The following is a 24086-nucleotide window of genomic DNA, read 5'->3' as shown; positions in this document are numbered from 1 at the left end:
ACCCCCGGACGGTGCCGCATCCGCCGCTTTCCCAGGTCGCCGACCTAGGGTCGAAGGCGTGCTGCGACTGCTCGGGATCCTCGTGACCGTGGTGTTCGCGATCGCGACCGCGGTGCTCACGTGGCCGTCGTTCTTCCATCTGGAGCGGACCGTCCCGGTCGCCCAGATCGTGTCGATGCGCGGGGTCATGGTGGCCGGCTTCGCCGTCCTGACGCTCCTCTTCCTGCTGTTCGCGCTCGCCCGCCCCCTGCGCGGCTTCGCGATGTCGATGGCCCTGGTCGCGGCGATCGGCGCCATCGCGGGCGGCGTCACGCTCGGGATGCGCGGGTACGGCGACGCGCTGCCGGCCGAGACCGAGAGCAGCGTCCGCGTCATGACGTGGAACACGGCGGGCGACGCCACGGGCGCCTACCAGATCGCCCAGACGGCCGTCGCCATGAACGCCGACATCATCGCGCTGCCCGAGACCGCGCAGAGCGTGGGCGAGGACGTCGCGATCGAGATGCGCGAGCTCGGCCGCCCGATGTGGGTCCACCACGTGCAGTACCACGAGGAGATCGAGCGGGGCCCGCAGTCGTGGGTCACGACCATCCTGATCTCCCCCGACCTGGGCGACTACGCCGTCATCGAGTCGTCGGACGACGGCACCAGCAACACTCAGGTGCTGCCGAGCGCGGTCGTCATGCCGGTGGACGGCACCGGCCCCACGGTCGTCGCCGTGCACGCGATCGCCCCGCGCCCCTCGTACATGCAGCTGTGGCAGCAGGACCTGCAGTGGATCGCGGACCAGTGCCCCGCGGGCGAGGACGTCATCATCGCGGGCGACTTCAACGCGACGGTCGACCACATGACGTCGCTGGCCGCGGACGGGTACGACCTCGGCTACTGCCGCGACGCGGCCGCCCAGACGGGCAACGGCGGCGTGGGAACGTGGCCCACGGACGTCCCGGCGCTGCTGGCGACGCCGATCGACCACGTCATGCACTCCGACTCGTGGCGCGCGACCGGCTCGATCGTGCTGACGAACCTGGACGGCGCGGGGAGCGACCACCGGCCGCTCGTCGTGCAGCTGGAGCCCGCGGGCTGAGCCTCAGGGGCGACGCAGCCGGCGCACCGCGCGCGCCACGAGACGCCAGCCCAGCAGCAGCGCCGCGAGGGCGAACGCGGCGACGATCACGAACGGCGCGGCCGTGCCCTGCCCGGTCGCGATCCGCAGCAGCATGCCGCCGACGAGCGTCGCCGCGTACGCGACGGCGCCCGCGCGGAGGGATGCCGTGTGCCCGCCGAGCGCGAACCGGTTGACGAGCCATCCGATCACGAGCCCGACGACGAAGGGCCCCGCGGTGGCGAGGAATCCGGCGCCGATCGGCGCCTCGCCGTGCGTGCCGCGGCCCAGCGCGCAGAACGCGAGGACCAGGACGAGGTCGATCGTGTACACGAGCGCAGGATGCATCGGGCGGGCGGGAGCGGTCACGCTCCCAGGCTAGGCGAGACCGCGCGGACACCGCCCACCGGTGAGAGACTGGGAGCATGTCAGAGACCACCGAGAAGCAGACCGAGAAGCCGGGCGTCACGAACCGCAAGCAGCCGTACCCGCAGGGCTTCCTCGACACCATCTCGGAGGGCTGGGCCGAGCGCCCGGAGCAGCTGCCCCCGCTGCGGGAACAGGCGCCGTACGCCGCCGCGCGCCGCGCCGCGGTGTCGCGGGCCTTCCCGGGCAGGCGCCTGGTCGTCCCGGCCGGGCCGCTCAAGCAGCGCAGCAACGACACCGACTACCCCTTCCGCGTGCACTCGGCGTTCGCGCACCTGACCGGCTGGGGCGCGGACTCGGAGCCCGACTCGGTCCTGGTGTTCGAGCCCACCGACGACGGACACGACGTCACCCTGTACTTCCGGGAGCGCGCCGACCGCACGACCGCCGAGTTCTACTCGGACGCCACGATCGGCGAGTTCTGGATCGGCCCCCGCCCGGCGCTCGGCGGTGTGGCCGGCGAGCTCGGCGTGCCGACCGCCCACATCGACGCGTTCGAGTCGAAGGAGGGCGACCTCGTCGTCGACCAGGACGAGGAGATCACGCGCTTCGTGTCCGAGCTGCGGCTGGTCAAGGACGAGTACGAGATCGCGCAGATGCGCCTCGCCGTGCAGGTGACCGCCGACGGCTTCGACGACATCGTGCGCGAGCTGCCGCGCATCGTCGAGCACCCCCGCGGCGAGCGGGTTGTCGAGGGCGTCTTCCACCAGCGCGCCCGCAGCGACGGCAACTGGGAGGGCTACGACACGATCGCCGCGTCGGGCCCGCACGCCTGCTACCTGCACTGGACGCGCAACGACGGCGCCGTCCTGCCGGGCGACCTCATCCTGATCGACGCGGGCGCCGAGGTCGACAGCCTCTACACCGCGGACATCACCCGCACGCTGCCCGTGAGCGGCACGTTCACGCCCATCCAGCGCAGGATCTACGAGACCGTGCGCGAGGCGGCCGACGCGGCGTTCGCCGCGGCCCGGCCGGGCGTGAGGTTCCGCGCGCTGCACGAGGCCGCCATGGAGGTCCTCGCGCGCCGCACGGCCGAGTGGGGCCTGCTGCCGGTGACGGCCGAGGAGGCGCTGGACGCCGACCGCGGCGGCCACCACCGCCGGTACATGGTGCACGGCACCAGCCACCACCTCGGCCTGGACGTGCACGACTGCGCCCAGGCGCGACGCGAGATGTACTACGACGGCGTCCTCGAGCCGGGCATGGTGTTCACGATCGAGCCGGGCCTGTACTTCCAGATCGACGATCTGACGGTCCCCGAGGAGTATCGCGGCATCGGCGTGCGCATCGAGGACGACGTGCTGCTCACGGAGGACGGCCCCGTGAACCTCTCAGCGGCCATCCCGCGCACGGCGGACGAGATCGAGGCCTGGATCAGCCGGTCTCGCAGCTGACCTGAGACAAGGACGACTCCGCGGCACGAGGACGATTCCACCTGGGATGTCCTTGCGTCGCGGATTCTTCCCGGTCTGGCGCCGCGCGACGCGACCGGTCGTGCCGTCAGCGGACGAACGCGGCGACGATCGGCGCGAGCTCCGCGCCGATCACGTCGGCGGCGCGCTTGCGACCCTTGACCGCGAACGAGTGGTCGCCGCCCTCGATCCACGCGACCGACGCGTTCCGGCAGGTCGAGACCACCTCGTCGAACTGCTCGCGCGGCTGGATGAACGGGTCGTTCTCGCCCTCCACGAACAGCTGCGGCGCGTCGATCGCCGGCAGGTGCTCGGCGCGCGGCCGGTCGGGGCGCCCGGGCGGATGCAGCGGGTAGCCGAGGTAGATCAGGCCGCGTACCGGGAAGTCGCCCTCCGCGGCCGCCATGGACGCCATCCGGCCGCCGTAGGACTTACCCGCCGCCCACACGGGCAGGCCCTCGCGCGAGGCGTGCGCGACCACGGCGCGCCACGTCGCGATCGCGTCGGCCGGACGCCCGGGCATCCGGCGCCCCGCCTCGACGTACGGGAAGTTGAACCGGATGACCGTGAGCCCCTCGCCCGCGAGCGCCGCGCCGAGTCCGGCCAGGAACGGATGGCGCATGCCAGCGCCCGCGCCGTGTGCCAGGGCCACGATGCCGCGCGGCGACTCGGCGGCGTCGACGGCCAGGGAGACCGAGGTCTCACCGCCGGGAAGCGCGACGGCGAGCGAGCCCTCCGCGGTCACGCGCCGCCGCGGGTGTCGCCGGGGCCCTCCCCATCGGGGCGCGGCGGGGCGACCGGGTCCGCGGCGGGATCCGCCGGGGCCGGCGGCACGTGGGGCTCGGGGTGGGGCGCGGGGGCGGCCGGCGGCGGGGTCGGCTCGACGCGGACGCCGTAGCGCGGCGGCTCGGTCGCGGCGGGCGAGGCGGCCGCCGGCGCGGGCGGCGCGCTGCTCGCGCCCAGGGCCTGGCGCGCCTTGGCGACGCTCCGCGGCAGCACCGTGACCTCGTAGTGGTCGGCCGACACCTGCATGACGCTGGCGAAGTCGCGGCGGCGGCGCAGCATCGCGTAGGCGATGAGACGGAACAGCATGCCGAACGCGATGCCGACGAGCAGCAGGCCCGCGAACACGGACATCGGCAGGCCCGGCGTCCAGATCACGACCATCGCCGCGAACAGCAGGCCGAGCAGCACGCCGTTGACCGCCCCCGACCAGGCGGCCTGCGCATAGCCGAGCCGGCCCGTGACCTTCTCGACCGAGCGCAGCGCCGTGCCGACGATCGCGATGTCCGCTGCGGGAACCTCCGACGCGATCAGGCGCGACACCGCCTTCTGCGCGGCGTCGTACTCCTTGAAGCTCGCCACGGTCTCGCCGACCTCGAACTGACGGCCCATCCCGCTCATCATGCTCATGCGCGCCATTCTCCCACGCACCTCATCGCGGCAGGCCGAGGTCGCCGCCCGCCGCGCGCGGGCGCGGCGCCCGTAGGGTGGGAGCGTGCCGATCCCCGACCCGGACCCTGCCGCTCTGGCCGCCTTCTGGGCCGACGCTCGCGCCGCAATCGCGGCATCCGCGCCCGAGGTGCAGCTCCCCGAAGAGCCGCCGTCCGCGTGGGGGTTCGGCGGCACGCCCGAGCACGCCGACGCGCTGCTCGATCTCGTCCTGCGCGGCGTCAAGACCGGCACGGCGAGCGCGGTCTGGGACTTCGAGGCCTCGGGCGAGGAGTTCCCCGCGCCCGGCCAGCTCGACATCATCCTGGACGGAGCCGGACGCCCGCGCGCCGTCATCCAGAACACGGCGCATGCGGTCGTCCCCTTCGACGAGGTGGACGCCGAGCACGCGCACGCGGAGGGCGAGGGCGACCGCTCGCTGGATCACTGGCGAGCGTCGCACGAGCGGTTCTTCACGGAGTTCGCGGAGCACGAGCGCGGCTTCTCCCCATCCATGCCGGTGCTCATCGAGCGCTTCCGCGTCCTGCACCCCTGACGCCCGCCGGCCCGCCGGGCCGGAACGCCGGAGCGGGGCCGCGGGCTACGCTGGGAGCATGAGCACGCAGAGGGTTTTCGCGGCGCGCCTGGCCGGCTGCCCCGTCTTCGACCCCGCGGGCGACCGGCTCGGCAAGGTCCGGGACGTCGTCGTCGTGTACCGAAGTAGCGCGGCCCCGCGCGTGATCGGCCTGGTGTGCGAGATCCCCGGCCGCCGTCAGGTGTTCGTCTCGATCGGGCGCATCACCTCGATCTCGTCCGGCCAGGTCATCACGACCGGCCTGATCAACGTGCGCCGGTTCCAGCCCCGCGCCGACGAGGTGCGCGTGCTCGCCGAGATCGTGGGCCGCCGCGTCCATTTCGTGGACGGCAGCGGATCGGCCGTGATCGAGGACGTCGCGATCGAGCCCAACCGCGTGGGCGAGTGGGCCATCGGCCAGCTGTTCCTGCGCAAGCCCAAGACCAGCGCGTCCCCGTTCGCGAAGGGCCCGACCACGTTCGCGACGTGGAGCGAGGTGCGCGAGCAGCACACGCCGGGCGAGGCGCAGTCCGCCGAGGCCCTGGCCGCCAGCTACGCCGAGCTGCGCCCCGCCGACCTCGCCAACACGCTGCTGGACCTGCCCGAGGAGCGGATGATCGAGGTCGCCGAGGAGCTCTCCGACGAGCGCCTCGCGGACGCGCTCGAGGAGATGCCCGAGGAGGAGCAGGTCCACATCCTCGAGAAGCTGGGCGACGAGCGCGCCGCCGACGTGCTCGACGCCATGGAGCCCGACGACGCGGCCGACCTCCTGGCGGAGCTCGAGCCCGAGCGCAGCGAGGAGCTGCTCCAGCTGATGGAGCCCGAGGAGGCCGAGGACGTGCGCATGCTGCTGCGCTACGGCTCCGACACCGCGGGCGGCCTGATGACGACCGAGCCGATCATCATGTCGGCCGATGCGACGATCGCCGAGGCGCTCGCGACCATCCGCCGGCACGAGCTGCACCCCGCCCTGGCGGCGAGCGTGTTCGTGACGCTGCCGCCGTACGAGACCCCCACGGGACGCTTCCTCGGCGCCGTGCACTTCCAGCGGATGCTCCGCTACCCGCCGCACGAGCGCATCGGCGCCATCCTGGACGACACGCTCGAGCCGGTGCCCGTCACGGCGTCGGCCGCCGAGGTCGCCCGGCGACTCGCGAGCTACGACCTCGTGTCGCTGCCCGTGGTCGATCAGGCGCACCGCCTGGTCGGCGCGATCAGCGTCGACGACATGCTCGACTACCTGCTGCCCGACGACTGGCGCTCGCAGGATGCGGACCATCCGCTCCCGCCCGCGCCCGTGACCGGCACGATCCCGACGGTGGGGCGCACGTGATGGCGCCGCGCGACATCTCGCGGCCCGAGACCGTGCGCGGCCGCACGCCGCGCCTCGCGGCGTCGGCCCCCACGCGCGGTCGCGACCGGTTCGGCCGCGCCACCGAGTGGATCGCCCGCGCGATGGGCACGCCGGCGTTCCTGATCGGCCTGAGCCTCTTCGTCCTGGCATGGATGCTCTGGAACTCGCTCACGCCGCAGGGCTGGCGCTTCGACTCGGCCGATCTGGGCTTCACGGCGCTCACGCTCGCCCTGTCGCTGCAGGCGTCGTACGCGGCGCCGCTCATCCTGCTCGCGCAGAACCGGCAGGACGACCGCGACCGGGTGCAGATCGAGCAGGACCGTCAGCGCGCCGAGCGCAACCTCGCCGACACCGAGTACCTGGCCCGCGAGATCGTCGCGCTGCGCCTGGCCCTCGGCGACATGGACCAGCGCATGGTGTCACGCGACGAGCTGCGCGACGAGCTGCGGGGCCTGCTCGAGGAGCTGGACGCCCGCGCCGAGCGCGGCGGCCGACCGGCGGGCGAGCAGGCGTGACCGACCTCGCGGCGCGGGTGCGCGACGCGGTCGGCCGGGTCTCGGACCCGGAGCTGCGCCGCCCCCTCGCGGAGCTGGACATGGTGCGCGGCGTGGAGGCCGACGGCGCGGACGTGCGGGTCGGCATCGCCCTCACGATCGTGGGATGCCCCGCCGCCGACCGGATCGAGGCCGACGTGCGCCGCGCGGCCGAGTCGGTCGAGGGCGTCGGCGCCGTCGCGATCGACGTCGGCGTCATGACCCCCGCGGAGCGGCAGGCGCTGACCGCGCGCCTCCGGCCCGCACGCGGCATGCCCTTCGGGCCGGATTCCCTCACGCGCGTGATCGCCGTGACGAGCGGCAAGGGCGGCGTCGGGAAGTCGACCGTGACGGCGAACCTGGCCGTGGCGCTCGCGCAGCGCGGACTGGCGGTCGGCCTCGTCGACGCGGACGTGCACGGGTTCTCGATCCCGCCGCTGCTCGGCCTCGCGAAGGACGGCGTCGTCGCGCAGCCCACGCGCGTCGACCAGCTCATGCTCCCGCCCGTCGCACACGGCGTGAAGGCCATCTCGATCGGGATGTTCCTGCAGACCGGCGACGGGGCCGGCACCGCGGGGACGGGCGCCGTCGCGTGGCGCGGGCCGATGCTGCACCGCACGGTGCAGCAGTTCCTCACCGACGTGTACTTCGGCGACCTCGACGTGCTGCTGCTCGACATGCCGCCGGGCACGGGCGACGTCGCGATCTCGGTCGGCCAGCTGCTCCCCCACGCCGAGGTGCTCGTCGTCACGACGCCCCAGGCGGCGGCATCCGACGTCGCGGTACGCAGCGGGCTCGTCGCGCGGCAGACGGGCCAGCGCGTGATCGGCGTGGTCGAGAACATGGCTGCCATGACGCTGCCCGACGGCACGGTCATGGACCTGTTCGGCGCGGGCGGCGGAGCCGAGGTGGCCGCGGCCCTGTCCGCGGACGGCGAGGACGTGCCCGTTCTGGCGTCCATCCCGCTCAGCCCCGCGCTGCGCGCCTCCGGCGATGCGGGCGATCCGGTCGTCGTCGCCCACCCGGACGACCCGGCCGCGCGCGAGATCGCGCTCCTCGCGGAGCGCGTCGCGGCGCAGCCCCGCCGCCTGGCGGGCCGGCGCCTCCCGGTGAACCCGGCGCGCTGAGGGTCAGGTCGCCTCGGAGTCGAACGGCGGGGGCGTCGTGGCGCTGAAGGTCTGGCGCGTCAGCGGCGTCGTGCGGGGCGGCGCGATCACCGGCGCGGCCGGCTTCGCGGGAGGCTCGTCGTCCTCGAGGAGCGCCTCGCGGATGATCCGGCGCGGGTCGTACTGGCGCGGATCGAGCTTGCGCCAGTCCACGTCGTCGAACTCCGGGCCGATCTCCTCGCGCACCCGCGTGCGGGCTCCGTTCGCGAAGTCCCGCGCGCGCTTGACGGTCTTCGCGAGCATCTCGGCGTAGCGCGGCATGCGCTCGGGTCCGATCAGCAGGGCCGCGATCGCCGCGATGATCATCACCTTCTCGAAGGTGAGCCCGAAGAACATGCCTTCAGCCTACCGGCCGCGCCTGCCCGGCCCTCACGCCCGGCGAGCCTAGGCTGGAGGGGATCGAGGAGGTCTGAATGAGCGAGCAGGATGCGATCGCGCGCTTCGCACGCGACACGATCGTGGAGCCGGATCACATCGCCCGGGCCCGCCAGCACGCCCTCGAGCTCGGCGCCGCCCCGGTGAGCGCGGGTGTGGGCGCGCAGTGCGCCGTGATCGCGGCCGCGACCGGCGCGCGCTCCATCATCGAGATCGGGACCGGAGCGGGCGTCTCGGGCCTGTGGCTGCTGCGCGGCGCGCCCAAGGCCGTCCTCACGACGATCGACTACGAGCCCGAGCACCTCGGCGCCGCGCGCCAGGCGTTCACGCACGCGAAGGTGCCGCCCGCGCGCGTGCGCTTCATCACGGGCCGTGCCGCCGACGTCCTGCCGCGCATGAACGAGGCGTCCTACGACATCGTGCTGATCGACGCCGACCCCGAGAACGTCATCGACTACGTCGAGCACGGCCTCCGGCTGGCCCGCCCGGGCGGCACCGTCCTGGTGCCGCGCGTGCTGAACGGCAGGGTCGCCGATCCGGTGCAGCGCGATGCCGTCACGGTGGCGTACCGCACGCTCCTCCAGGAGACGCAGAACTCGCCCGCCGTCATCCCCGCCCTCTCCACGATCGGCGAGGGGCTCCTCCAGCTGACCGTCGTCGCCGACTGAGCTCCGGACGACGACGAAGGGTCGGATCCGATCGGATCCGACCCTTCGTGAAAGCGTCGCGCCTCAGGCGTTCACGACGTCGCCGAGAACGCCGTAGAGCTCCTTGGCCTCGTCATCGTTGACCGAGACGACCAGACGGCCACCGCCCTCGAGCGGCACACGCACGATGATGAGGCGTCCCTCCTTCACGGCCTCCATCGGTCCGTCACCGGTTCTGGGCTTCATGGCTGCCATCGTGGCTCCCTTTCGTCGTGGTCTCCCCTGTCAGTTTACCGTGGGAGCGCGACCGGGCGGTTCGCACGCCGGCTCGGGACGACGGTATCCCGGTCTGCCTGGCGGCGCGGCTCGGCTCCGTCAGGGCACCTGCCAGTAGGTGCTCCCCGCGCCGTACATAAGGGCGATCCAGACCCACTGCCCGAGCACGCACAGCGCCAGGGCGGACCACCGCCCGGCCGCCGACCGGGGCGCCGCGCCCCACAGCGGGGACAGCGGCAGAAGCAGGCGGAACGTGCTCGACTGCGGGAAGAAGACGGCGAGCAGGTACAGCAGGTAGCTCGCCGCCCACAGGCGCACCTCGACGCCGAGCGCCCGCACGGGCCTTGCGATGAGCGCCGCGGCCGCGCCGGCGACGAGGAGGCCCAGCGCGACGTAGCCGGCCCAGGCCGGCAGGCCCCAGATCCCGAACCAGACCTCCGCGGCGCGGATCCACCCCTCGAACGGCACGAAGCCGTCGATTCCGGGCACCCATCCGCGGCGCCACGCGAGCTCGGTCTGCAGATAGGCGTCGGCCCGCCCGGTCGCCAGGCCCGCGATGACCTGCCACGAGAAGCCGACGACGACTGCGAGCGCGCCGAGGGCCAGGACGTGCGCGACGTCGCGCGTCACCAGCGGGTCCGAGCGCCGCACCCGCCAGCGCCAGATCCCGTACAGGCCCAGCAGCAGCGCGAACGCCAGCACGCCCGGCCGCGTGTACCCCATGAGCGGGATGAGCGCGTAGAGCCACCCCCAGCGCCGCTCCACCAGGCAGACGAGCGCCCACATCAGCAGGGCGAGGAACAGCGACTCGGCGTATCCGACCTGGAACAGCGCCGCCAGGGGGGCGCTCGCGAAGAGCACGACCGCCCACGTGGCCGCCTCGTCGCCGATCCGGCCGCGCAGCAGGCGGTGCAGGCCCAGGCACGCGACCCAGCCCGCGACGAGCGAGACGACGAGCGCCCCCGCGCCCCACGAGCCCAGGCCCACGATGTTCGCGAGGTGCGCGTACACGGGCATGAACGCCCACGCGTTCTCCTCGACGTGCCCGCTGGCGTCGACGGGCAGCTCGGCCGGATAGCCCGAGACGGCCACGAGCCAGTACCACTGTGCGTCCCAGCCCAGGACGTAGTCGGCGAGCGACGGATCCGCGCCGAAGCGCGACGTCGCGGGCGAGGCGGACGCCACGCCGAGCATGAGGGCGGTCGTGACGATCCGCGCGGCGACGTAGATCAGGGCGATGCGGGCCGGCGCGGGCCATCCGGCCCACACCGCCCGCGCACGGTCGAGCGGCGTCAGCGGGCGCTCAGCCACGCGCGCAGCCCCCGCTCGACCTCCTCGATCTGGGAGACCGCGACCCGCTCCTCGTCGTGGTGGGCGAGCAGGGGATCGCCCGGGCCGTAGTTGACGGCCGGCACGCCGAGCTTCGAGAACCGGGCCACGTCCGTCCAGCCGTACTTGGGGCGCGGCTCGCCGCCCACCGCGCGGAGGAACTGCTGCGCGAGCGGCGCGTCGAGCCCCGGGCGCGCGCCGCCCGAGAGGTCGGTGATCTCGACCTCGAACCGGTCGAACACGCTCCGCACGTGCTCGACCGCCTCGTCCTCGCTGCGGCTCGGGGCGAAGCGGAAGTTCACCTCGACCTCGCACAGGTCCGGGATCACGTTGCCCGCGACGCCGCCCGAGATCTTCACCGCGTTCAGGCCCTCGCGGTACTCGAGGCCGTCGACCGCGATCGTCTGCGGGCGGTACGCCGCGAGCGTGTCCAGGATGGGCGCCGCCGCGTGGATCGCGTTCTCGCCGATCCAGGCCCGGGCGCTGTGCGCGCGCCGGCCGTGCGTGCGCACCACGGCGCGGAGCGTGCCGTTGCAGCCGCCCTCGACGAGCCCATTGGTCGGCTCCCCCAGGATGGCGAAGTCGCCCGCGAACAGGTCGGGCCGGTTCGCGGCCAGGCGGGTGAGCCCGCTGCGCTCGGCGGCGACCTCCTCGTGGTCGTACCAGATCCACGTGATGTCGACCACGGGGTCGGTCAGCTCGGCGGCGAGCTTGAGCTGCACCGCGACGCCCGACTTCATGTCGACCGTGCCGCGCCCCCGGATGTACGGCTCGCCGTCGAGCAGGAAGTCGAGCGTGGGCACGTTGTCGTTGATCGGGACCGTGTCGATGTGGCCGGCGATCACCACGCGCTGGCCGCGGCCCCGGTGGGTGCGGGCGACGATCGTGTCCCCGTCGCGGTGGAAGTCGAGGTGCTCGAGCGGCTCGATCGCCTCCTGGATCGCGTCCGCGAGCGCGCGCTCGTCGTCCGACACGCTCGGGATGTCGCAGATGGCGCGCGTGATGTCGGCGGAGGAGGCGGTCAGGTCCAGCGTGGGCATGGCTCTAACTCTAGGCTGGAGGTATGACTGATGAGCGCTGGGTGTCGGGTGTCGGACTCGCGACGGTTGCCGCCGACGGCACCGTCCTGGACACGTGGTTCCCGTCGCCCCGAGCGGGCCGTGCGACCGACCTCGCGGACGAGGTCGACAGCCTGGACCGGCTCGCGGCGCCGGACGACCGCCGCAACGTGTCCGTGGAGGTCGTGACCCTCGAGATCGACCTGGACGTCGCGCCGGCCTCGACGTCGGACGCCTACCTCCGTCTGCACGCCCTGTCGCACCGTCTGGTGCGCCCGAACGAGCTGAACCTCGACGGCATCTTCGCCCACCTGCCGAACGTGGCGTGGACGACCGCCGGCCCGATGCACCCGGACGACGCGAACCGCCTGCGCCCCTACCTGCAGCGCGACGGCGTCCAGATCGTCTCGCTCGACAAGTTCCCGCGCCTGACCGACTACGTCATGCCCGAGGGCGTCCGGATCGCGGACGCCTCGCGCGTGCGCCTGGGCGCCTACCTCTCCCCCGGCACGACCGTCATGCACGAGGGCTTCGTGAACTTCAACGCCGGCACGCTCGGCGCCTCCATGATCGAGGGCCGCGTGTCGCAGGGCGTCGTGGTCGGCGACGGATCCGACATCGGCGGCGGCGCGTCGATCATGGGCACGCTCTCGGGCGGCGGCAAGCACCGCGTGTCGATCGGCGAGCGCTCGCTGCTCGGCGCCAACGCGGGCGTGGGCATCTCGATCGGCGACGACTGCGTCGTCGAGGCGGGCCTGTACCTCACCGCCGGCACCAAGGTGCTGCTGGTGGACGAGCCCCCGACCGCCGACGGCACCCCGCGCGTCGCCAAGGGCGCACAGCTGTCGGGGTCGAGCGGCCTGCTCTACATCCGCAACTCGCTCACGGGCGCGATCGAGGCCCGTCGCCGCACCGGCGTCGGCGTCACCCTCAACGCCGCCCTCCACGCGTGACTCTCTAAACGAAGAAGCCCGCCTCTCCTTCCGGAGAGGCGGGCTTCTTCGTGAGAGAAAGAAACTCAGGCGCCGGGGTACGCGCGCTCGGGCGAGCCGGTGAAGAGCTGCTGCGGGCGGCCGATCTTGGTCTTGGGGTCCTGGTGCAGCTCGCGCCAGTGGGCGAGCCATCCGGGAAGGCGGCCGATCGCGAACAGGACGGTGAACATCCGCGTCGGGAAGCCCATTGCCTTGTAGATCACGCCCGTGTAGAAGTCGACGTTCGGGTAGAGGCGACGCTCTTTGAAGTAGTCGTCCTCCAGCGCGATGGCCTCGAGCTCCTTGGCCAGGTCGAGCAACGGGTCGTGCACGCCGAGCGCCTCGAGAACCTCGTCGGCCGACTGCTTGACGAGCTTGGCGCGCGGGTCGTAGTTCTTGTAGACCCGGTGCCCGAAGCCCATCAGCTTCACGCCCTCTTCCTTGTTCTTCACCTTCTCGACGAAGCGCTGCACGCCCATGCCCGAGTCGCGGATCTGCGCGAGCATGGTCAGCACGGCCTCGTTCGCGCCGCCGTGCAGCGGGCCCGAGAGGGCGTGGATGCCGGCCGAGATCGACGCGAACTGGTCGGCGCCGGTCGAGCCGACGAGACGGACGGTCGAGGTCGACGCGTTCTGCTCGTGGTCCTCATGCAGGATCAGCAGCTGCTCGAGCGCGCGCGACATGACGGGGTTGACCTCGTACTCCTCGCTGCGCACGCCGAAATTCAGCTTGAGGAAGTTGTCGACGAAGCTCAGCGAGTTGTCGGGGTACAGGAACGCCTGGCCGATGCTCTTCTTGTGCGCGTAGGCCGCGATCACGGGCAGCTTCGCGAGCAGGCGGATCATGTTGAGCTCGACGTGCTCGGGGTTGGCCGGGTCCGACTCGTCCTCGTAGTACGTCGACAGCGCCGAGACGCCGGACGAGAGCACCGCCATGGGGTGCGCGGTGTGCGGCAGGGCCGTGAAGAAGCGGTCCTTCAGGTCCTCGTGCAGCAGCGTGTGGTGACGGATCTTGTCGTCGAACTCGGCCAGCTGGTCGGCCGTGGGCAGCTCGCCGTAGATCAGCAGCCAGGCGACCTCGAGGTAGTTCGAGCGGGTCGCGAGGTGCTCGATCGGGTAGCCGCGATAGCGCAGGATGCCCTTGTCGCCGTCGATGAAGGTGATGTCGGACTTGGTGGCCGCCGTGTTCACGAAGCCGTAGTCCAGCGCGGTGTAGCCCGTCTGACGCGTCAGCGTCGACACGTCGATGCTCGGCGCCCCGCACGTCGCCGGCAGCACCGGGAACTCGGCGGTCTTGTCACCGATGGTCAGGGTGGCCTTGTCGGGCTGCTGTCCCGCGTCGCTCACGGCGCCTCCTTGGGATGTCTTTGTCGCGATCGATCTCGCTCACCAGGAAGTCGGCGCACCGCCGTCGTTCGCGCCGGCGCACCGCTGGGGCGGTGCCCCGGGATCCCGGGACAACCTCCTACAGCCTATCGGCCGCCGGAGGCGACTGTGACACTCGCCCAATCCCGGGGCGATCCGTTGACGGAACGTACGAAACGGCGGTGTCCGCGACCGCGCTCAGCCGGCCGCGGCGCGCAGACGGGATGCCGCGGCCGCGATCCGCTCGTCGCTCGCGGTGAGCGACAGGCGCACGTGCTGCGGGTGGAACGGGCCGTAGAACACGCCGGGGCCCGCGAGGATGCCGAGGTCGGCGAGCCGCCCCATCGACTCCCACGCGTCGCGGCCCTCGGTCGCCCAGAGGTAGAGCCCGGCCTCGCTGCGGTCGATCCGGAAGCCCGCCGCCTCGAGCGCCGGGCGCAGCACCTCGCGACGCGCGCGATAGCGCTCCTTCTGCTCGGCGACGTGCGCGTCGTCCGCGAGCGCGACGGCCATCGCGTGCTGCACGGGCGCCGGCGGCATGAGCCCCAGGTGCTTGCGCGCCGTGAGCAGGTCGCCCACGATGCGGGAGCAGCCGGCGAGGAACGCCGCGCGGTAGCCGGCGAGGTTGGACTGCTTGCTGAGCGAGTACACGCTCAGCACGCCGGCGCGGCTGAAGCCGATGACGCGCGGGTCCAGGATGCTCGGCACCGGCTGCGCGTCCCACGGGGCGTCCCAGCCGAGCTCGGCGTAGCACTCGTCGCCCGCGATGACGGCGCCCAGCTCGCGCGCGCGCTCGACCGCGCGGCGCAGCTCGTCGACGCTCCACACGCGTCCGTCCGGGTTTCCCGGCGAGTTGATCCAGATCAGCTTGGCGCCCTCGGGCCACTCGTCGGGCTCGTCCGACGCCACGGGGGTCGCGCCCACCACGCGCGCGCCGACCTCGTAGGTCGGGTAGGCCGCGCGCGGGTGCACGACGATGTCGCCCTCGCCGAGGCCGAGCAGCAGCGGCAGCAGCGCCACCAGCTCCTTCGAGCCGATGGTGGGCAGGACGTTGCGCGGCTCGAGGCCGGGCACTCCGCGCCGACGCGCGTACCAGGCGGCGATCGCCTCACGCAGCTGCGGCGTGCCCACGGTCTGCGGGTAGGCGTGCGCGTCGGTCGCCTCGGCGAGGGCGCGGCGCACCACCTCGGGCGTGGGGTCGACCGGGGATCCGATGGAGAGGTCGCAGATCCCGTCGGCGTGCGCGCGGGCGCGCTCGGCGTACGGGGCGACCGCGTCCCAGGGGTAGTCGGCCAGGTCGCGGACGGTCATGCCGGCCCGCTCAGTGCGCGTCGCCCTGCGGGGGCAGGGCCGCGACGATCGGGTGGTCCTTGGGGATCACGCCGACCTTGGCGGCGCCGCCGGGCGAGCCGATCTCGTCGAAGAACTCGACGTTCGCCTTGTAGTAGTCCTGCCACTCGTCGGGCAGGTCGTCCTCGTAGTAGATCGCCTCGACGGGGCACACCGGCTCGCACGCACCGCAGTCGACGCACTCGTCCGGGTGGATGTAGAGGCTGCGCTCACCCTCGTAGATGCAGTCGACCGGGCACTCGTCGATGCACGCGCGGTCCTTGACGTCCACACACGGAAGGGCGATCACATAAGTCACGGATCGATTCTACGCGTCGTGGGAGCCGGGGCCCTCGACGCGCCCGGGTCCCGCCGTGGCGGCGCCGTCCGTCCGCGGCGCCGACGCCGCCCGGATGCGGGAGAGGTCCGGCCAGGCGCCGACCAGGAGGACCACGCCCGTGAGCGCGTACGACCACACGACGCCGAGCGGGAACTCCCCCGCCGCGGGCTGCGGCACGACGACGGATCCGCCCGGGCCGCGGCCCGAGTACACGAGCAGCATCGCGAGCATGCCGAGCCCCGTGATCCACGTCACCCAGCGGTCCGCGACCAGCAGCCGCACGCCGATCAGCAGCGCGCCGCAGCCGATCAGCGCGAGCGCGAACCCGACGGGGATCGGCCCGAGGAGGTAGGCGTGCGCGATCGTGCCGGCGACGCCGAAGACGGCGCCCGCGACGGCCGCCAGGACGGCCAGCAGGAGGCGGGAGGGCCAGGATGCGCGCATCGTTCCAGGGTATCCGGCCCCGCCGGTGCCCCGCTCTGAGCTAGGCCGCCCAGCCGAGCGCGCGGAGCACCGCGGCGACCACGGCGGCCGCGAGGACGACCACGATGAACGGCGCGCGCCGCCACAGCAGCGCCCCGGCGACGAGCAGCGCGGGCACGCGCGCGTCGAGCGTGACCGCCATGCCCGCCCCGACCGTCTGCACCGCCACGAGCGCGGCGAGCAGCGCGACCGTCAGCAGGTCCGTGATGCGCGCGGGCCGCTCGCGCTCGAGCCACTCGGGCGGCGTCAGATAGCCCGCGAGCTTGAGGACGACGCACGCGATCGCCGCGATCAGGATGGCGGTCCAGAGCGTCATCGGCGCGCCCCGTCCCGGCGGCCGAGCCAGTCGGTCCAGCCCACTACGACGGCCACGACCGCCGCGATCAGGACGGGCAGCCCGGGCATGAGCCACGGGGTGACCGCAGCCGCGACGACCGCCGCGGCCGCACCCACCGCGATCGCCTGCCGGGAGCGCAGTCGCGACCACAGCAGGGCGAGGAACGCCGCCGCCGCCGCGGCGTCCAGGCCGTAGGCCCGCACGTCGCCGAGCACGTCGCCCAGCAGGGCGCCGGCGAGCGTCGAGAGGTTCCAGAGCAGGTAGATGCCGATTCCCGTGACCCAGAACCCGATGCGCCGCGCCCGCGGCTCGATGTGCGCGAGCGAGACGGCGACGGACTCGTCGATCGTGAACTGCGCCACCGCGAGGCGCCGCCACCACGACACGGCGCCGTCCGGGCCGACGGCCACGACCGGGTTCATCCGGATCGCGTACGCCACGTTCCGGGCGCCGAGCAGCACGGCCGACGCGATGGCGGCCGGCGCGGCCGCGAGGCCGCCCGAGGCGATCACGCCGATGAACGCGAACTGCGATCCGCCCGTGAACATCAGCAGGCTCAGCACGCACGTCTGCCAGACGTCGAGCCCGGCGGCGACCGACAGCGCGCCGAAGGAGACGCCGTAGGCGCCCGTCGCGACCGACACCGCCACGCCCTGCCGCCACGCGCTGCGCTCCTCGGCGTTCAGTGCGGGACGGACGGTGCTGCTCACTGGAGCGAGACTACCCGCGCGCGGCGGGGCGGATCACCGCTCGAAGCGGGCCACTTCGCTACCCGTGGCCGCCTGCAGGATCCGGGAGCGCATGTCGTCGTCCAGGTCGCCGAGGTCGTCCACGCGGCGCCAGAGGGCCTCGGAGTTCTCGCCGTCCGCCGGGTGCGGCTCGCCTGTCACGTAGCGGCAGCGGAAGACCAGGTCGAGGTACTGCGCGCGGTCGCCGTTGTCGTAGACCATGGGCGGCGTCGCGCGGACCCACGAGAGCACCTCGGCCTCGGCGACCACGTCGGCCTCCTCGAGCACCTCGCGCACGGCCGCGACGGCCGGCTCCTCCCCCGGGTCGACGATCCCCGTCACGGGCGTGAGCCGCCCGTTGTCGGCGCGCCGCACCAGCAGCACCTCGTCGACGCCGTCGGCTCCGGGGCGCAGCACCACGGCCGTCACGCCCGACAGCCACAGCATGTCGGTGCCGACCTTCTCGCGCAGCGCCAGGATGAACTCGGGCGTCGGCATGCGGAGCGCCCCGGGTCAGCCGAGCTTCTTGGCGCGCGAGGCGGCGCGGCCGCGCTCGGTCGCGTCGAGCACGACCTTGCGGATGCGCACGGCCTCGGGCGTGACCTCGACGCACTCGTCCTCGCGGGCGAACTCGAGCGACTCCTCGAGCGACAGGATGCGCGGGGGCGTCATGGACTCGAAGGTGTCGGCCGTCGACGAGCGCATGTTCGTCAGCTTCTTCTCCTTCGTGATGTTGACGTCCATGTCGTCGGCGCGCGAGTTCTCGCCCACGACCATGCCCTCGTAGACCTCGTCGCCCGGCTTCACGAAGAACGACATCCGCTCCTGCAGCGCGATCATCGCGAACGGCGTCGCCACGCCGGCGCGGTCGGCCACGATCGAGCCGTTCTGACGCGCGACGATCTGGCCCGCCCACTCGTCGTAGCCGTGCGAGATCGCGTTCGCGATGCCCGTGCCGCGCGTGATCGAGAGGAACTCGGTGCGGAAGCCGATCAGGCCGCGCGACGGCACCACGAACTCCATCCGGATCCAGCCGGTGCCGTGGTTGATCATGTTGTCCATGCGGCCCTTGCGCGCGGCCATGAGCTGGGTCACGGCGCCGAGGTGCTCCTCCGGCACGTCGATCGTGAGGTGCTCGTACGGCTCCTCGAGGCGGCCGCCCTCGCCCTTGCGCGTGACGACCTGCGGCTTGCCGACCGTGAGCTCGAAGCCCTCCCGGCGCATGTTCTCGACCAGGATCGCGAGCTGCAGCTCGCCGCGGCCCTGCACCTCCCACGCGTCGGGGCGGCCGATGTCGACCACGCGGATCGACACGTTGCCGATCAGCTCGCGGTCGAGACGGTCCTTCACCATGCGCGCGGTGAGCTTGTGGCCCTTGACCTTGCCCACGAGCGGCGAGGTGTTGGTCCCGATGGTCATCGAGATCGACGGCTCGTCGACCGTGATGAGCGGCAGCGGGCGCACATCGTTGGGGTCGGCGATGGTCTCGCCGATCATGATGTCCTCGAAGCCCGCGATCACGGCGATGTCGCCGGGACCGGCCTTCTCCGCCGGGTAGCGGTCGAGCGCCTTTGTCATGAGCAGCTCGGTGATGCGCGCGTTCTGGGTCGTTCCGTCGTGGCGGACCCACGCGACGGTCTGGCCCTTCTTGAGCTCGCCGTTGAAGACGCGCAGCAGCGCGAGGCGGCCCAGGAACGAGCTCGAGTCGAGGTTGGTCACCCACGCCTGCAGCGGCGCCTCGTCGTCGTACGACGGGGCCGGCACGTGCTCGAGGATCGCCTCGAACAGCGGCTCCAGGTCGTCGTTGTCGGGCAGCGAGCCGTCGGCGGGGCGCGTGCGCGACGCGGCGCCCGCGCGGCCCGAGGCGTACACGACCGGCACGTCGAGCAGCGCGTCGACGTCGAGGTCGGGCACGTCGTCCTGCAGGTCGCCCGCGAGGCCCAGCAGCAGGTCGTGCGCCTCCTCCTCGACCTCCGCGATGCGGGCGTCGGGGCGGTCGGTCTTGTTCACGAGCAGGATGACCGGGAGCTTCGCCTCGAGCGCCTTGCGCAGCACGAAGCGGGTCTGCGGCAGCGGGCCCTCCGAGGCGTCGACCAGCAGCACGACGCCGTCGACCATCGACAGGCCGCGCTCGACCTCGCCGCCGAAGTCGGCGTGGCCGGGGGTGTCGATCACGTTGATCGTGACGGGCGAGTCGGTGTGCTTGCCGTTGTAGGTGATCGCCGTGTTCTTGGCGAGGATCGTGATGCCCTTCTCGCGCTCGAGGTCGTTCGAGTCCATCGCGCGCTCCTCGACGTGCGCGTGATCGCCGAACGACCCCGTCTGCCGGAGCATGGCGTCGACCAGCGTGGTCTTGCCGTGGTCGACGTGCGCGACGATCGCGACGTTGCGGAGGTCGGAGCGGAGGGCGCGCGCCATGAAGGGTCCTTAACTGAAGAAGTGAGCGGGTCCGGAGCCGGACGGGGAGATCTTATCGTGCGGGCCTGACGGCCCGCCGAGCGCGCGGCGGCGCGCTCAGCCGGCGGCGAGCCAGGCCGAGACGCACCACGCCGCGATCGCGACGGCGGACCCGAGGGCCACCAGGTTCCACGAGCGCGTGATGCGCGCGCCCGGCTGAGGGCCGACGGAGGCCCGCAGTCCGCGCAGCACCTCGAGGGTGTCGGCCTCGGAGGAGGCCCGGGCGGTGCGGGTCGAGGGGCGCCGGCCGGGGCGGGCCGTGATGGCCCAGGCCTCGACGACGCCCTTGCGGCGCGCCGCGGCGCCGAGGTCGCCGTGCGCCCGGCCGGCCTCGGTGAGCTCGAACTCGAGCTGCCAGCGCATCCGGACGTCCTCGACGGTCGACCACGGCAGACGCACGGTGCGCAGGATGTTGTGCACCCGCACGTCGTCGTCGGTGACGGCGATGTGCGGGGCGTACAGGAAGACGTAGACGAACCAGACCGGTATGAGCAGCCACGGCGCGATGAGCAGCGCCTGCGGCACGCTGCCCCGTACGACCACGTCGCCCAGCAGGAGCGCCACGACCGCCGCGACGCCCACGAGCCAGAACAGGCCCGTGGGCGCGCGGAGGACGCGGGCTCGGTCGGTCACGCTCAGTGGCCGGCCAGGTTCACGGAGGCGCCGGGGATCGCGTCCAGCAGGCGCTGCGTGTACGCCTCCTGCGGGTTCGCGAAGATCTCGTCGACGGTCCCCTGCTCGACGACGCGGCCCTTCTCCATGACGCACACCAGGTCGGCCGCGACGCGGACCACCGCGAGGTCGTGCGTGATGAAGAGGTACGTCAGGCCCAGCTCGCCCTGCAGGTCCGCGAGGAGCTTCAGGATCTGGTCCTGCACGAGCACGTCGAGCGCCGAGACGGCCTCGTCGAGCACGACGATCGCGGGCTTGAGCGCGAGCGCCCGCGCGATCGCGATGCGCTGGCGCTGACCGCCCGAGAGCTCGTTCGGGTAGCGCCACGCGAGCTCGCGCGGCAGCGACACCTGCTCGAGCAGCTCGAACACGCGCGCCTGGCGCGACTTCTCGTCGCCCACGCCGTGGATGCGCAGCGGCTCGGCGATCAGGGCGCCGATGCTGCGCAGCGGGTCGAGCGAGCCGTACGGGTCCTGGAACACCGGCTGCATGCGGCTGCGGAGGCGGAAGACGTCCTTCTGCCCCATCTGGGCCGTGTCCTTGCCGTCGATCAGGATCTGACCGCTGGTGGCCGTCTCGAGCTGCAGCACCATCTTGGCGACCGTCGACTTGCCCGATCCGGACTCGCCCACGAGCGCGAGCGTCTTGCCGCGCGGGATCTGGAACGAGACGCCGTCGACCGCACGGAAGGGCTCGCTGCGGAACCCGCCCTTGCGGATCCGGTAGTCCTTCGTCAGATCGCGCACCTCGACCACCGGGTGGGCGTCGGCGACGTCCTCCAGGTGCTCCACGCCGCGCTCCTCGACCACGGCCTGGATGCGCTGCGACGCCAGGCTCGGCGCCGCGGCCACCAGCCGCTGGGTGTACGGGTGCTGCGGGTTCTCGAGGATGACGCGGCTCGGGCCGGCCTCGACGATCTCGCCCTGGTTCATCACGACGATGCGGTCCGCGCGGTCGGCCGCGAGGCCCAGATCGTGCGTGATGAACAGCACCGAGGTGCCCTTGTCCCGGGTCAGCGACGCGAGGTGATCCAGGATCACGCGCTGCACCGTCACGTCGAGCGCGCTCGTCGGCTCGTCGGCGATCAGCAGCTTCGGGTCGGCCGCGAGGCCGATGCCGATCAGCGCGCGCTGGCGCATGCCGCCCGAGAACTGGTGCGGGAACTGGTGCAGGCGCCGCTCGGCGTCCGCGAGTCCCGCGTTCTGGAGCACCTCGATCGCGCGGGCGCGCACCTCGCGGCGCCCGGAGGCCAGGCCGTTCGCGCGGATGGCCTCCTCGACCTGGAAGCCGATCGACCACACCGGGTTGAGGTTGGACATCGGGTCCTGCGGCACGTAGCCGATCTCGCGCCCGCGGATCGACTCCATCTCGCGGCGGCTCGCGCGCGTGATGTCCACGCCGTCGAGCTCGATCGTCCCGCCGGTCACCTTGCCGGTGCCGGGGAGCAGGTCGATCACCGCGGCGGCGGTCGTCGACTTGCCGGATCCGGACTCGCCGACGATCGCGACGGTCTCGCCCGGGTACACGTCGAGGTCGACGCCGTGCAGCACCTCGCGGGCCTTCTTGCCGGTGCCGAACGAGACGTTCAGCCCCCGGATCTTCAACAGCGGCTCGGTCACGGCGTTCTCCTTCGTCGCCTCGCGCCGCGCGGCGCGGCTCGTCACGACCTCGTTCTGGATCTCGGTCATCGCTGGGCCCTCGACTTCGGGTCGAGCGCGTCGCGCAGCAGCTCGCCGAGCGTCACGAACGCCAGCACCGTGACGGTGAGCGCGAGCGACGGCCAGAACAGCGCCATGGGCGAGGTGCGGATCGAGGTCTGCGCCTGGCTGATGTCGGCGCCCCAGGAGACGCCGCCGAGGCCGACGCCGAGGAACGACAGGGTCGCCTCGGCCACGATGGCCGAGCCGAGGCCGATGGTCGCGACCACGATCACGGGCGCGAGCGCGTTCGGGAGCACGTGCACGACCAGGGTCTTGAAGCGCGACAGGCCGAGCGACACCGACGCCATCACGAAGTCGAGCTGCTTCACGCGGAGCACCTCGGCGCGCATGATGCGCGCGGTCGAGGCCCACGAGAAGCCGCCGATCGCGAACGCCAGCACGAGCTCGTTGCGCAGGTCCCGCGGCACCACGGTCATCACGACGATCGCGGCGACGATGTAGGGGATCGTGAAGAAGATGTCGCCGACGCGCGACAGCAGCGAGTCCAGGAAACCGCCGTAGAACGCGGCCAGGGCGCCCATGATCACGCCGATCAGGGTGCCGATCGCGGTCGCCATCAGGCCGACGGCCATCGACACGCTGGTGCCGTGCACCAGGCGCGACCACACGTCGCAGCCCAGGCGGGTGAAGCCCAGCGGGTGACCCGGCTCGGGGCCGGCGTTGCTCTTGTTCAGGAAGCAGGCCCCGGAACCCTGGGGCGGCACCGACGTGAACAGGGACGGCCACAGCGCGACGACCACGATGATCGCGCACATCACGACCGAGATCCAGAACAGCGGGCGGCGTCGCAGGTCGCGCCACGCGTCGAGCCAGAGGTTGCTCTTCTTCTCGTCGAGGCGCACCGCGTCGACGACGACCTGCTCCGCCTTGACCGGAGCGACGTAGTGGGTGGCGTTACTTGACATAGCGGATCCTCGGGTCGAGCAGACCGTAGAGCAGGTCGACGAGCAGGTTGACGAGCACGTACACCACGACGAACACGGTCACGAAGGACACGACCGTGGGCGTCTCGTGGCGCAGGATCGCCTGGTAGAGCGCGTTGCCGACGCCGGGCACGTTGAAGATGCCCTCGGTCACGGTCGCGCCGACCATCAGGATGCCGAAGTTGGTGGCGGTGTCGGTCACCATCGGGATGAGCGAGTTGCGCAGCACGTGGACGGGGATCACGCGCCCTCGCGTGAGGCCCTTCGAGTACGCGGTGCGCACCCAGTCCTGTCCGAGCGACTCGATCATCGACGACCGGGTGAGCCGCATGCTGGCCGCGTAGACGCTGAACCCGAGCACGAGGGCCGGGAGCCACAGGTCGCCCCAGTTGTTCTGGCCGCCGACCGTGGGCTTGAACCAGCCGAGCTGCACGGCCAGGAAGTACTGCGCCATGAACGCGAGGACGAAGATCGGGACGGCGATGAAGATCAGCGCGACGACCAGCTGGAAGTGGTCGTACACGGTGCCCTTGAGCATGGCCGACGTCGCGCCGATCACGATCGACAGCACGAACGCGATCAGGATCGACAGGACCGCCAGGCGCAGCGTCACCGGGAACGTGCGGCCGAGGACCTCGCCGACGCTCTGGCCCGTGAACGTGGTGCCGAGGTCGAAGCGCAGGATGCCGGCCAGGTAGTTGAGGTACTGGACGATGAACGGCTGGTCGAGCAGGTAGCGCTCGCGGATCTGGTCGATCACGGCCTGCGGCGGCTGCTTGTCGCCGAACAGCGCGGCGATCGGGTCGCCGGGCATGCCGAAGACCATGAAGTAGATCAGCAGGGTGGCGCCGATGAACACCGGGATCACCTGGATGATCCGTCTGAGGATGTAGGTGGCCATCCTCCCCCTCCCTTCGGGGAACTCGTCGTGCGCTCTCGGGTGGAACGCGCACGGAAAAAGGGGCCCCGATCCGGGGCGCCCTCAGCGGGGCCCATCCTCTCCCCGGATTCCTGGGAAATCCGTGAGATCGACGAGCGGAACACGGCGCGAGGCGGTGACGCGTACGTCACC

Annotated in this window: 27 protein-coding genes; 8 read left to right on the top strand and 19 right to left on the bottom strand. The window is 72.4% G+C overall.

All coding sequences use genetic code 11. The features are described 5' to 3' along the window. Positions 1-58 precede the first annotated feature (58 nt). A complete protein-coding gene (locus ACYVGN_RS00905) occupies positions 59-1087 on the top strand; it encodes an endonuclease/exonuclease/phosphatase family protein (RefSeq protein WP_460788170.1) in 1029 nt (342 codons plus the stop codon). Positions 1088-1090: 3 nt separating this feature from the next. Here ACYVGN_RS00905 and ACYVGN_RS00900 read toward each other — a convergent pair whose 3' ends face one another. Then, on the bottom strand, positions 1091-1474 hold the full coding sequence (locus tag ACYVGN_RS00900; RefSeq protein ID WP_460788168.1) for a DUF3054 domain-containing protein: 384 nt from the start codon (positions 1472-1474) through the stop codon (positions 1091-1093). Between the two features lie 56 nt (positions 1475-1530). On the opposite strand from ACYVGN_RS00900, the gene ACYVGN_RS00895 reads away from it, so the two are divergent. Then, positions 1531-2928: an aminopeptidase P family protein gene (locus ACYVGN_RS00895; RefSeq protein WP_460788166.1), complete on the top strand. Its 1398-nt coding sequence runs from the start codon at positions 1531-1533 to the stop codon at positions 2926-2928. Between the two features lie 106 nt (positions 2929-3034). On the opposite strand, the gene ACYVGN_RS00890 is transcribed toward ACYVGN_RS00895, so the two are convergent. Beyond that, positions 3035-3691 (bottom strand): alpha/beta hydrolase family protein, encoded by a 657-nt coding sequence (locus ACYVGN_RS00890; RefSeq protein ID WP_460788164.1) that lies wholly within the window; start codon positions 3689-3691, stop codon positions 3035-3037. Beyond that, the gene (locus ACYVGN_RS00885) at positions 3688-4359 is read right to left on the bottom strand and encodes a YflT domain-containing protein (RefSeq protein ID WP_460788162.1); all 672 of its coding nucleotides are present in this window, start codon (positions 4357-4359) and stop codon (positions 3688-3690) included. Before ACYVGN_RS00885 ends, ACYVGN_RS00890 begins: the two co-directional genes overlap by 4 nt. An 85-nt stretch (positions 4360-4444) precedes the next feature. Between ACYVGN_RS00885 and ACYVGN_RS00880 the strand changes: the two genes are divergently transcribed. Genes ACYVGN_RS00880 through ACYVGN_RS00865 form a run of 4 tightly spaced genes read left to right on the top strand, consistent with a single transcriptional unit; the run spans position 4445 to position 7965 of the window. After that, positions 4445-4933 (top strand): ASCH domain-containing protein, encoded by a 489-nt coding sequence (locus ACYVGN_RS00880; RefSeq protein ID WP_134745741.1) that lies wholly within the window; start codon positions 4445-4447, stop codon positions 4931-4933. Positions 4934-4991: 58 nt separating this feature from the next. Next, positions 4992-6284 (top strand): magnesium transporter MgtE N-terminal domain-containing protein, encoded by a 1293-nt coding sequence (locus tag ACYVGN_RS00875; RefSeq protein ID WP_055989691.1) that lies wholly within the window; start codon positions 4992-4994, stop codon positions 6282-6284. Beyond that, positions 6284-6820: a DUF1003 domain-containing protein gene (locus ACYVGN_RS00870; protein ID WP_055989694.1), complete on the top strand. Its 537-nt coding sequence runs from the start codon at positions 6284-6286 to the stop codon at positions 6818-6820. The genes ACYVGN_RS00875 and ACYVGN_RS00870 overlap by 1 nt, the downstream gene beginning before the upstream one ends. Next, positions 6817-7965: an Mrp/NBP35 family ATP-binding protein gene (locus ACYVGN_RS00865; protein WP_134745739.1), complete on the top strand. Its 1149-nt coding sequence runs from the start codon at positions 6817-6819 to the stop codon at positions 7963-7965. The genes ACYVGN_RS00870 and ACYVGN_RS00865 overlap by 4 nt, the downstream gene beginning before the upstream one ends. A gap of 3 nt (positions 7966-7968) precedes the next feature. Here ACYVGN_RS00865 and ACYVGN_RS00860 read toward each other — a convergent pair whose 3' ends face one another. Continuing rightward, entirely contained in the window at positions 7969-8340 is a 372-nt protein-coding gene (locus tag ACYVGN_RS00860; RefSeq protein ID WP_055989700.1) for a Sec-independent protein translocase family protein, read from the bottom strand. Between the two features lie 77 nt (positions 8341-8417). On the opposite strand from ACYVGN_RS00860, the gene ACYVGN_RS00855 reads away from it, so the two are divergent. Next, complete coding sequence (locus ACYVGN_RS00855; protein WP_055989704.1) at positions 8418-9047, top strand: O-methyltransferase; 630 nt, start codon at positions 8418-8420, stop codon at positions 9045-9047. A gap of 63 nt (positions 9048-9110) precedes the next feature. Here ACYVGN_RS00855 and ACYVGN_RS00850 read toward each other — a convergent pair whose 3' ends face one another. From ACYVGN_RS00850 to dapE, 3 genes are all read right to left on the bottom strand, one after another. Continuing rightward, positions 9111-9281 carry a DUF3117 domain-containing protein gene (locus tag ACYVGN_RS00850; protein ID WP_082543011.1) on the bottom strand — a complete coding sequence of 57 codons (171 nt, stop codon included), beginning with the start codon at positions 9279-9281 and terminating at the stop codon, positions 9111-9113. 120 nt (positions 9282-9401) lie between these two features. Further along, the gene (locus ACYVGN_RS00845; RefSeq protein WP_460788159.1) at positions 9402-10613 is read right to left on the bottom strand and encodes a hypothetical protein; all 1212 of its coding nucleotides are present in this window, start codon (positions 10611-10613) and stop codon (positions 9402-9404) included. Continuing rightward, on the bottom strand, positions 10595-11671 hold the full coding sequence (dapE, locus tag ACYVGN_RS00840) for a succinyl-diaminopimelate desuccinylase (protein WP_055989710.1): 1077 nt from the start codon (positions 11669-11671) through the stop codon (positions 10595-10597). Before dapE ends, ACYVGN_RS00845 begins: the two co-directional genes overlap by 19 nt. 23 nt (positions 11672-11694) lie before the next feature. On the opposite strand from dapE, the gene dapD reads away from it, so the two are divergent. Then, positions 11695-12642 carry a 2,3,4,5-tetrahydropyridine-2,6-dicarboxylate N-succinyltransferase gene (dapD, locus tag ACYVGN_RS00835; RefSeq protein ID WP_460788158.1) on the top strand — a complete coding sequence of 316 codons (948 nt, stop codon included), beginning with the start codon at positions 11695-11697 and terminating at the stop codon, positions 12640-12642. Between the two features lie 65 nt (positions 12643-12707). Here the strand turns inward: dapD and ACYVGN_RS00830 are convergent, their stop codons facing one another. The 12 genes from ACYVGN_RS00830 to ACYVGN_RS00775 all read right to left on the bottom strand — a co-directional run bounded on the left by ACYVGN_RS00830 (position 12708) and on the right by ACYVGN_RS00775 (position 23915). Further along, entirely contained in the window at positions 12708-14006 is a 1299-nt protein-coding gene (locus tag ACYVGN_RS00830) for a citrate synthase (protein ID WP_460788156.1), read from the bottom strand. Between the two features lie 216 nt (positions 14007-14222). Beyond that, positions 14223-15335: a succinyldiaminopimelate transaminase gene (gene dapC, locus ACYVGN_RS00825; protein ID WP_460788154.1), complete on the bottom strand. Its 1113-nt coding sequence runs from the start codon at positions 15333-15335 to the stop codon at positions 14223-14225. A gap of 10 nt (positions 15336-15345) precedes the next feature. Then, on the bottom strand, positions 15346-15672 hold the full coding sequence (gene fdxA / locus ACYVGN_RS00820) for a ferredoxin (protein ID WP_230667523.1): 327 nt from the start codon (positions 15670-15672) through the stop codon (positions 15346-15348). A gap of 9 nt (positions 15673-15681) precedes the next feature. After that, entirely contained in the window at positions 15682-16137 is a 456-nt protein-coding gene (locus ACYVGN_RS00815; RefSeq protein WP_460788151.1) for a histidinol dehydrogenase, read from the bottom strand. Between the two features lie 40 nt (positions 16138-16177). Next, entirely contained in the window at positions 16178-16492 is a 315-nt protein-coding gene (locus tag ACYVGN_RS00810) for an AzlD domain-containing protein (RefSeq protein WP_055989722.1), read from the bottom strand. Next, the gene (locus tag ACYVGN_RS00805; protein WP_460788149.1) at positions 16489-17223 is read right to left on the bottom strand and encodes an AzlC family ABC transporter permease; all 735 of its coding nucleotides are present in this window, start codon (positions 17221-17223) and stop codon (positions 16489-16491) included. Before ACYVGN_RS00805 ends, ACYVGN_RS00810 begins: the two co-directional genes overlap by 4 nt. A 33-nt stretch (positions 17224-17256) precedes the next feature. Beyond that, positions 17257-17739 carry an NUDIX hydrolase gene (locus ACYVGN_RS00800; protein WP_460788148.1) on the bottom strand — a complete coding sequence of 161 codons (483 nt, stop codon included), beginning with the start codon at positions 17737-17739 and terminating at the stop codon, positions 17257-17259. A gap of 15 nt (positions 17740-17754) precedes the next feature. Further along, positions 17755-19659: a translational GTPase TypA gene (typA, locus tag ACYVGN_RS00795; protein WP_460788146.1), complete on the bottom strand. Its 1905-nt coding sequence runs from the start codon at positions 19657-19659 to the stop codon at positions 17755-17757. 96 nt (positions 19660-19755) lie between these two features. Further along, on the bottom strand, positions 19756-20331 hold the full coding sequence (locus tag ACYVGN_RS00790) for a PH domain-containing protein (protein ID WP_460788144.1): 576 nt from the start codon (positions 20329-20331) through the stop codon (positions 19756-19758). A gap of 2 nt (positions 20332-20333) precedes the next feature. After that, complete coding sequence (locus ACYVGN_RS00785) at positions 20334-22058, bottom strand: ABC transporter ATP-binding protein (protein ID WP_460788142.1); 1725 nt, start codon at positions 22056-22058, stop codon at positions 20334-20336. Then, positions 22055-22996 (bottom strand): ABC transporter permease, encoded by a 942-nt coding sequence (locus ACYVGN_RS00780; protein WP_055989737.1) that lies wholly within the window; start codon positions 22994-22996, stop codon positions 22055-22057. Before ACYVGN_RS00780 ends, ACYVGN_RS00785 begins: the two co-directional genes overlap by 4 nt. Next, positions 22986-23915: an ABC transporter permease gene (locus ACYVGN_RS00775; protein WP_460788140.1), complete on the bottom strand. Its 930-nt coding sequence runs from the start codon at positions 23913-23915 to the stop codon at positions 22986-22988. The genes ACYVGN_RS00780 and ACYVGN_RS00775 overlap by 11 nt, the downstream gene beginning before the upstream one ends. Positions 23916-24086 lie beyond the last annotated feature (171 nt).

The organism is Microbacterium lacusdiani (genome assembly GCF_054779895.1).
Note: the sequence above shows the minus strand (reverse complement) of the source record. Positions and strands in the feature narration are given on the sequence as shown.

What these genes read in the sequence shown, in the direction of transcription:
- ACYVGN_RS00895 (WP_460788166.1), top strand. Translation starts at nt 1,531, where the DNA reads ATGTCAGAGACCACCGAGAAGCAGACCGAGAAGCCGGGCGTCACGAAC.
- ACYVGN_RS00885 (WP_460788162.1), bottom strand. Translation starts at nt 4,359, where the DNA reads ATGAGCATGATGAGCGGGATGGGCCGTCAGTTCGAGGTCGGCGAGACC.
- ACYVGN_RS00875 (WP_055989691.1), top strand. Translation starts at nt 4,992, where the DNA reads ATGAGCACGCAGAGGGTTTTCGCGGCGCGCCTGGCCGGCTGCCCCGTC.
- ACYVGN_RS00870 (WP_055989694.1), top strand. Translation starts at nt 6,284, where the DNA reads ATGGCGCCGCGCGACATCTCGCGGCCCGAGACCGTGCGCGGCCGCACG.
- ACYVGN_RS00860 (WP_055989700.1), bottom strand. Translation starts at nt 8,340, where the DNA reads ATGTTCTTCGGGCTCACCTTCGAGAAGGTGATGATCATCGCGGCGATC.
- ACYVGN_RS00855 (WP_055989704.1), top strand. Translation starts at nt 8,418, where the DNA reads ATGAGCGAGCAGGATGCGATCGCGCGCTTCGCACGCGACACGATCGTG.
- ACYVGN_RS00850 (WP_082543011.1), bottom strand. Translation starts at nt 9,281, where the DNA reads ATGGCAGCCATGAAGCCCAGAACCGGTGACGGACCGATGGAGGCCGTG.
- dapE (WP_055989710.1), bottom strand. Translation starts at nt 11,671, where the DNA reads ATGCCCACGCTGGACCTGACCGCCTCCTCCGCCGACATCACGCGCGCC.
- dapD (WP_460788158.1), top strand. Translation starts at nt 11,695, where the DNA reads ATGACTGATGAGCGCTGGGTGTCGGGTGTCGGACTCGCGACGGTTGCC.
- dapC (WP_460788154.1), bottom strand. Translation starts at nt 15,335, where the DNA reads ATGACCGTCCGCGACCTGGCCGACTACCCCTGGGACGCGGTCGCCCCG.
- ACYVGN_RS00815 (WP_460788151.1), bottom strand. Translation starts at nt 16,137, where the DNA reads ATGCGCGCATCCTGGCCCTCCCGCCTCCTGCTGGCCGTCCTGGCGGCC.
- ACYVGN_RS00810 (WP_055989722.1), bottom strand. Translation starts at nt 16,492, where the DNA reads ATGACGCTCTGGACCGCCATCCTGATCGCGGCGATCGCGTGCGTCGTC.
- ACYVGN_RS00800 (WP_460788148.1), bottom strand. Translation starts at nt 17,739, where the DNA reads ATGCCGACGCCCGAGTTCATCCTGGCGCTGCGCGAGAAGGTCGGCACC.
- typA (WP_460788146.1), bottom strand. Translation starts at nt 19,659, where the DNA reads ATGGCGCGCGCCCTCCGCTCCGACCTCCGCAACGTCGCGATCGTCGCG.
- ACYVGN_RS00785 (WP_460788142.1), bottom strand. Translation starts at nt 22,058, where the DNA reads ATGACCGAGATCCAGAACGAGGTCGTGACGAGCCGCGCCGCGCGGCGC.
- ACYVGN_RS00780 (WP_055989737.1), bottom strand. Translation starts at nt 22,996, where the DNA reads ATGTCAAGTAACGCCACCCACTACGTCGCTCCGGTCAAGGCGGAGCAG.
- ACYVGN_RS00775 (WP_460788140.1), bottom strand. Translation starts at nt 23,915, where the DNA reads ATGGCCACCTACATCCTCAGACGGATCATCCAGGTGATCCCGGTGTTC.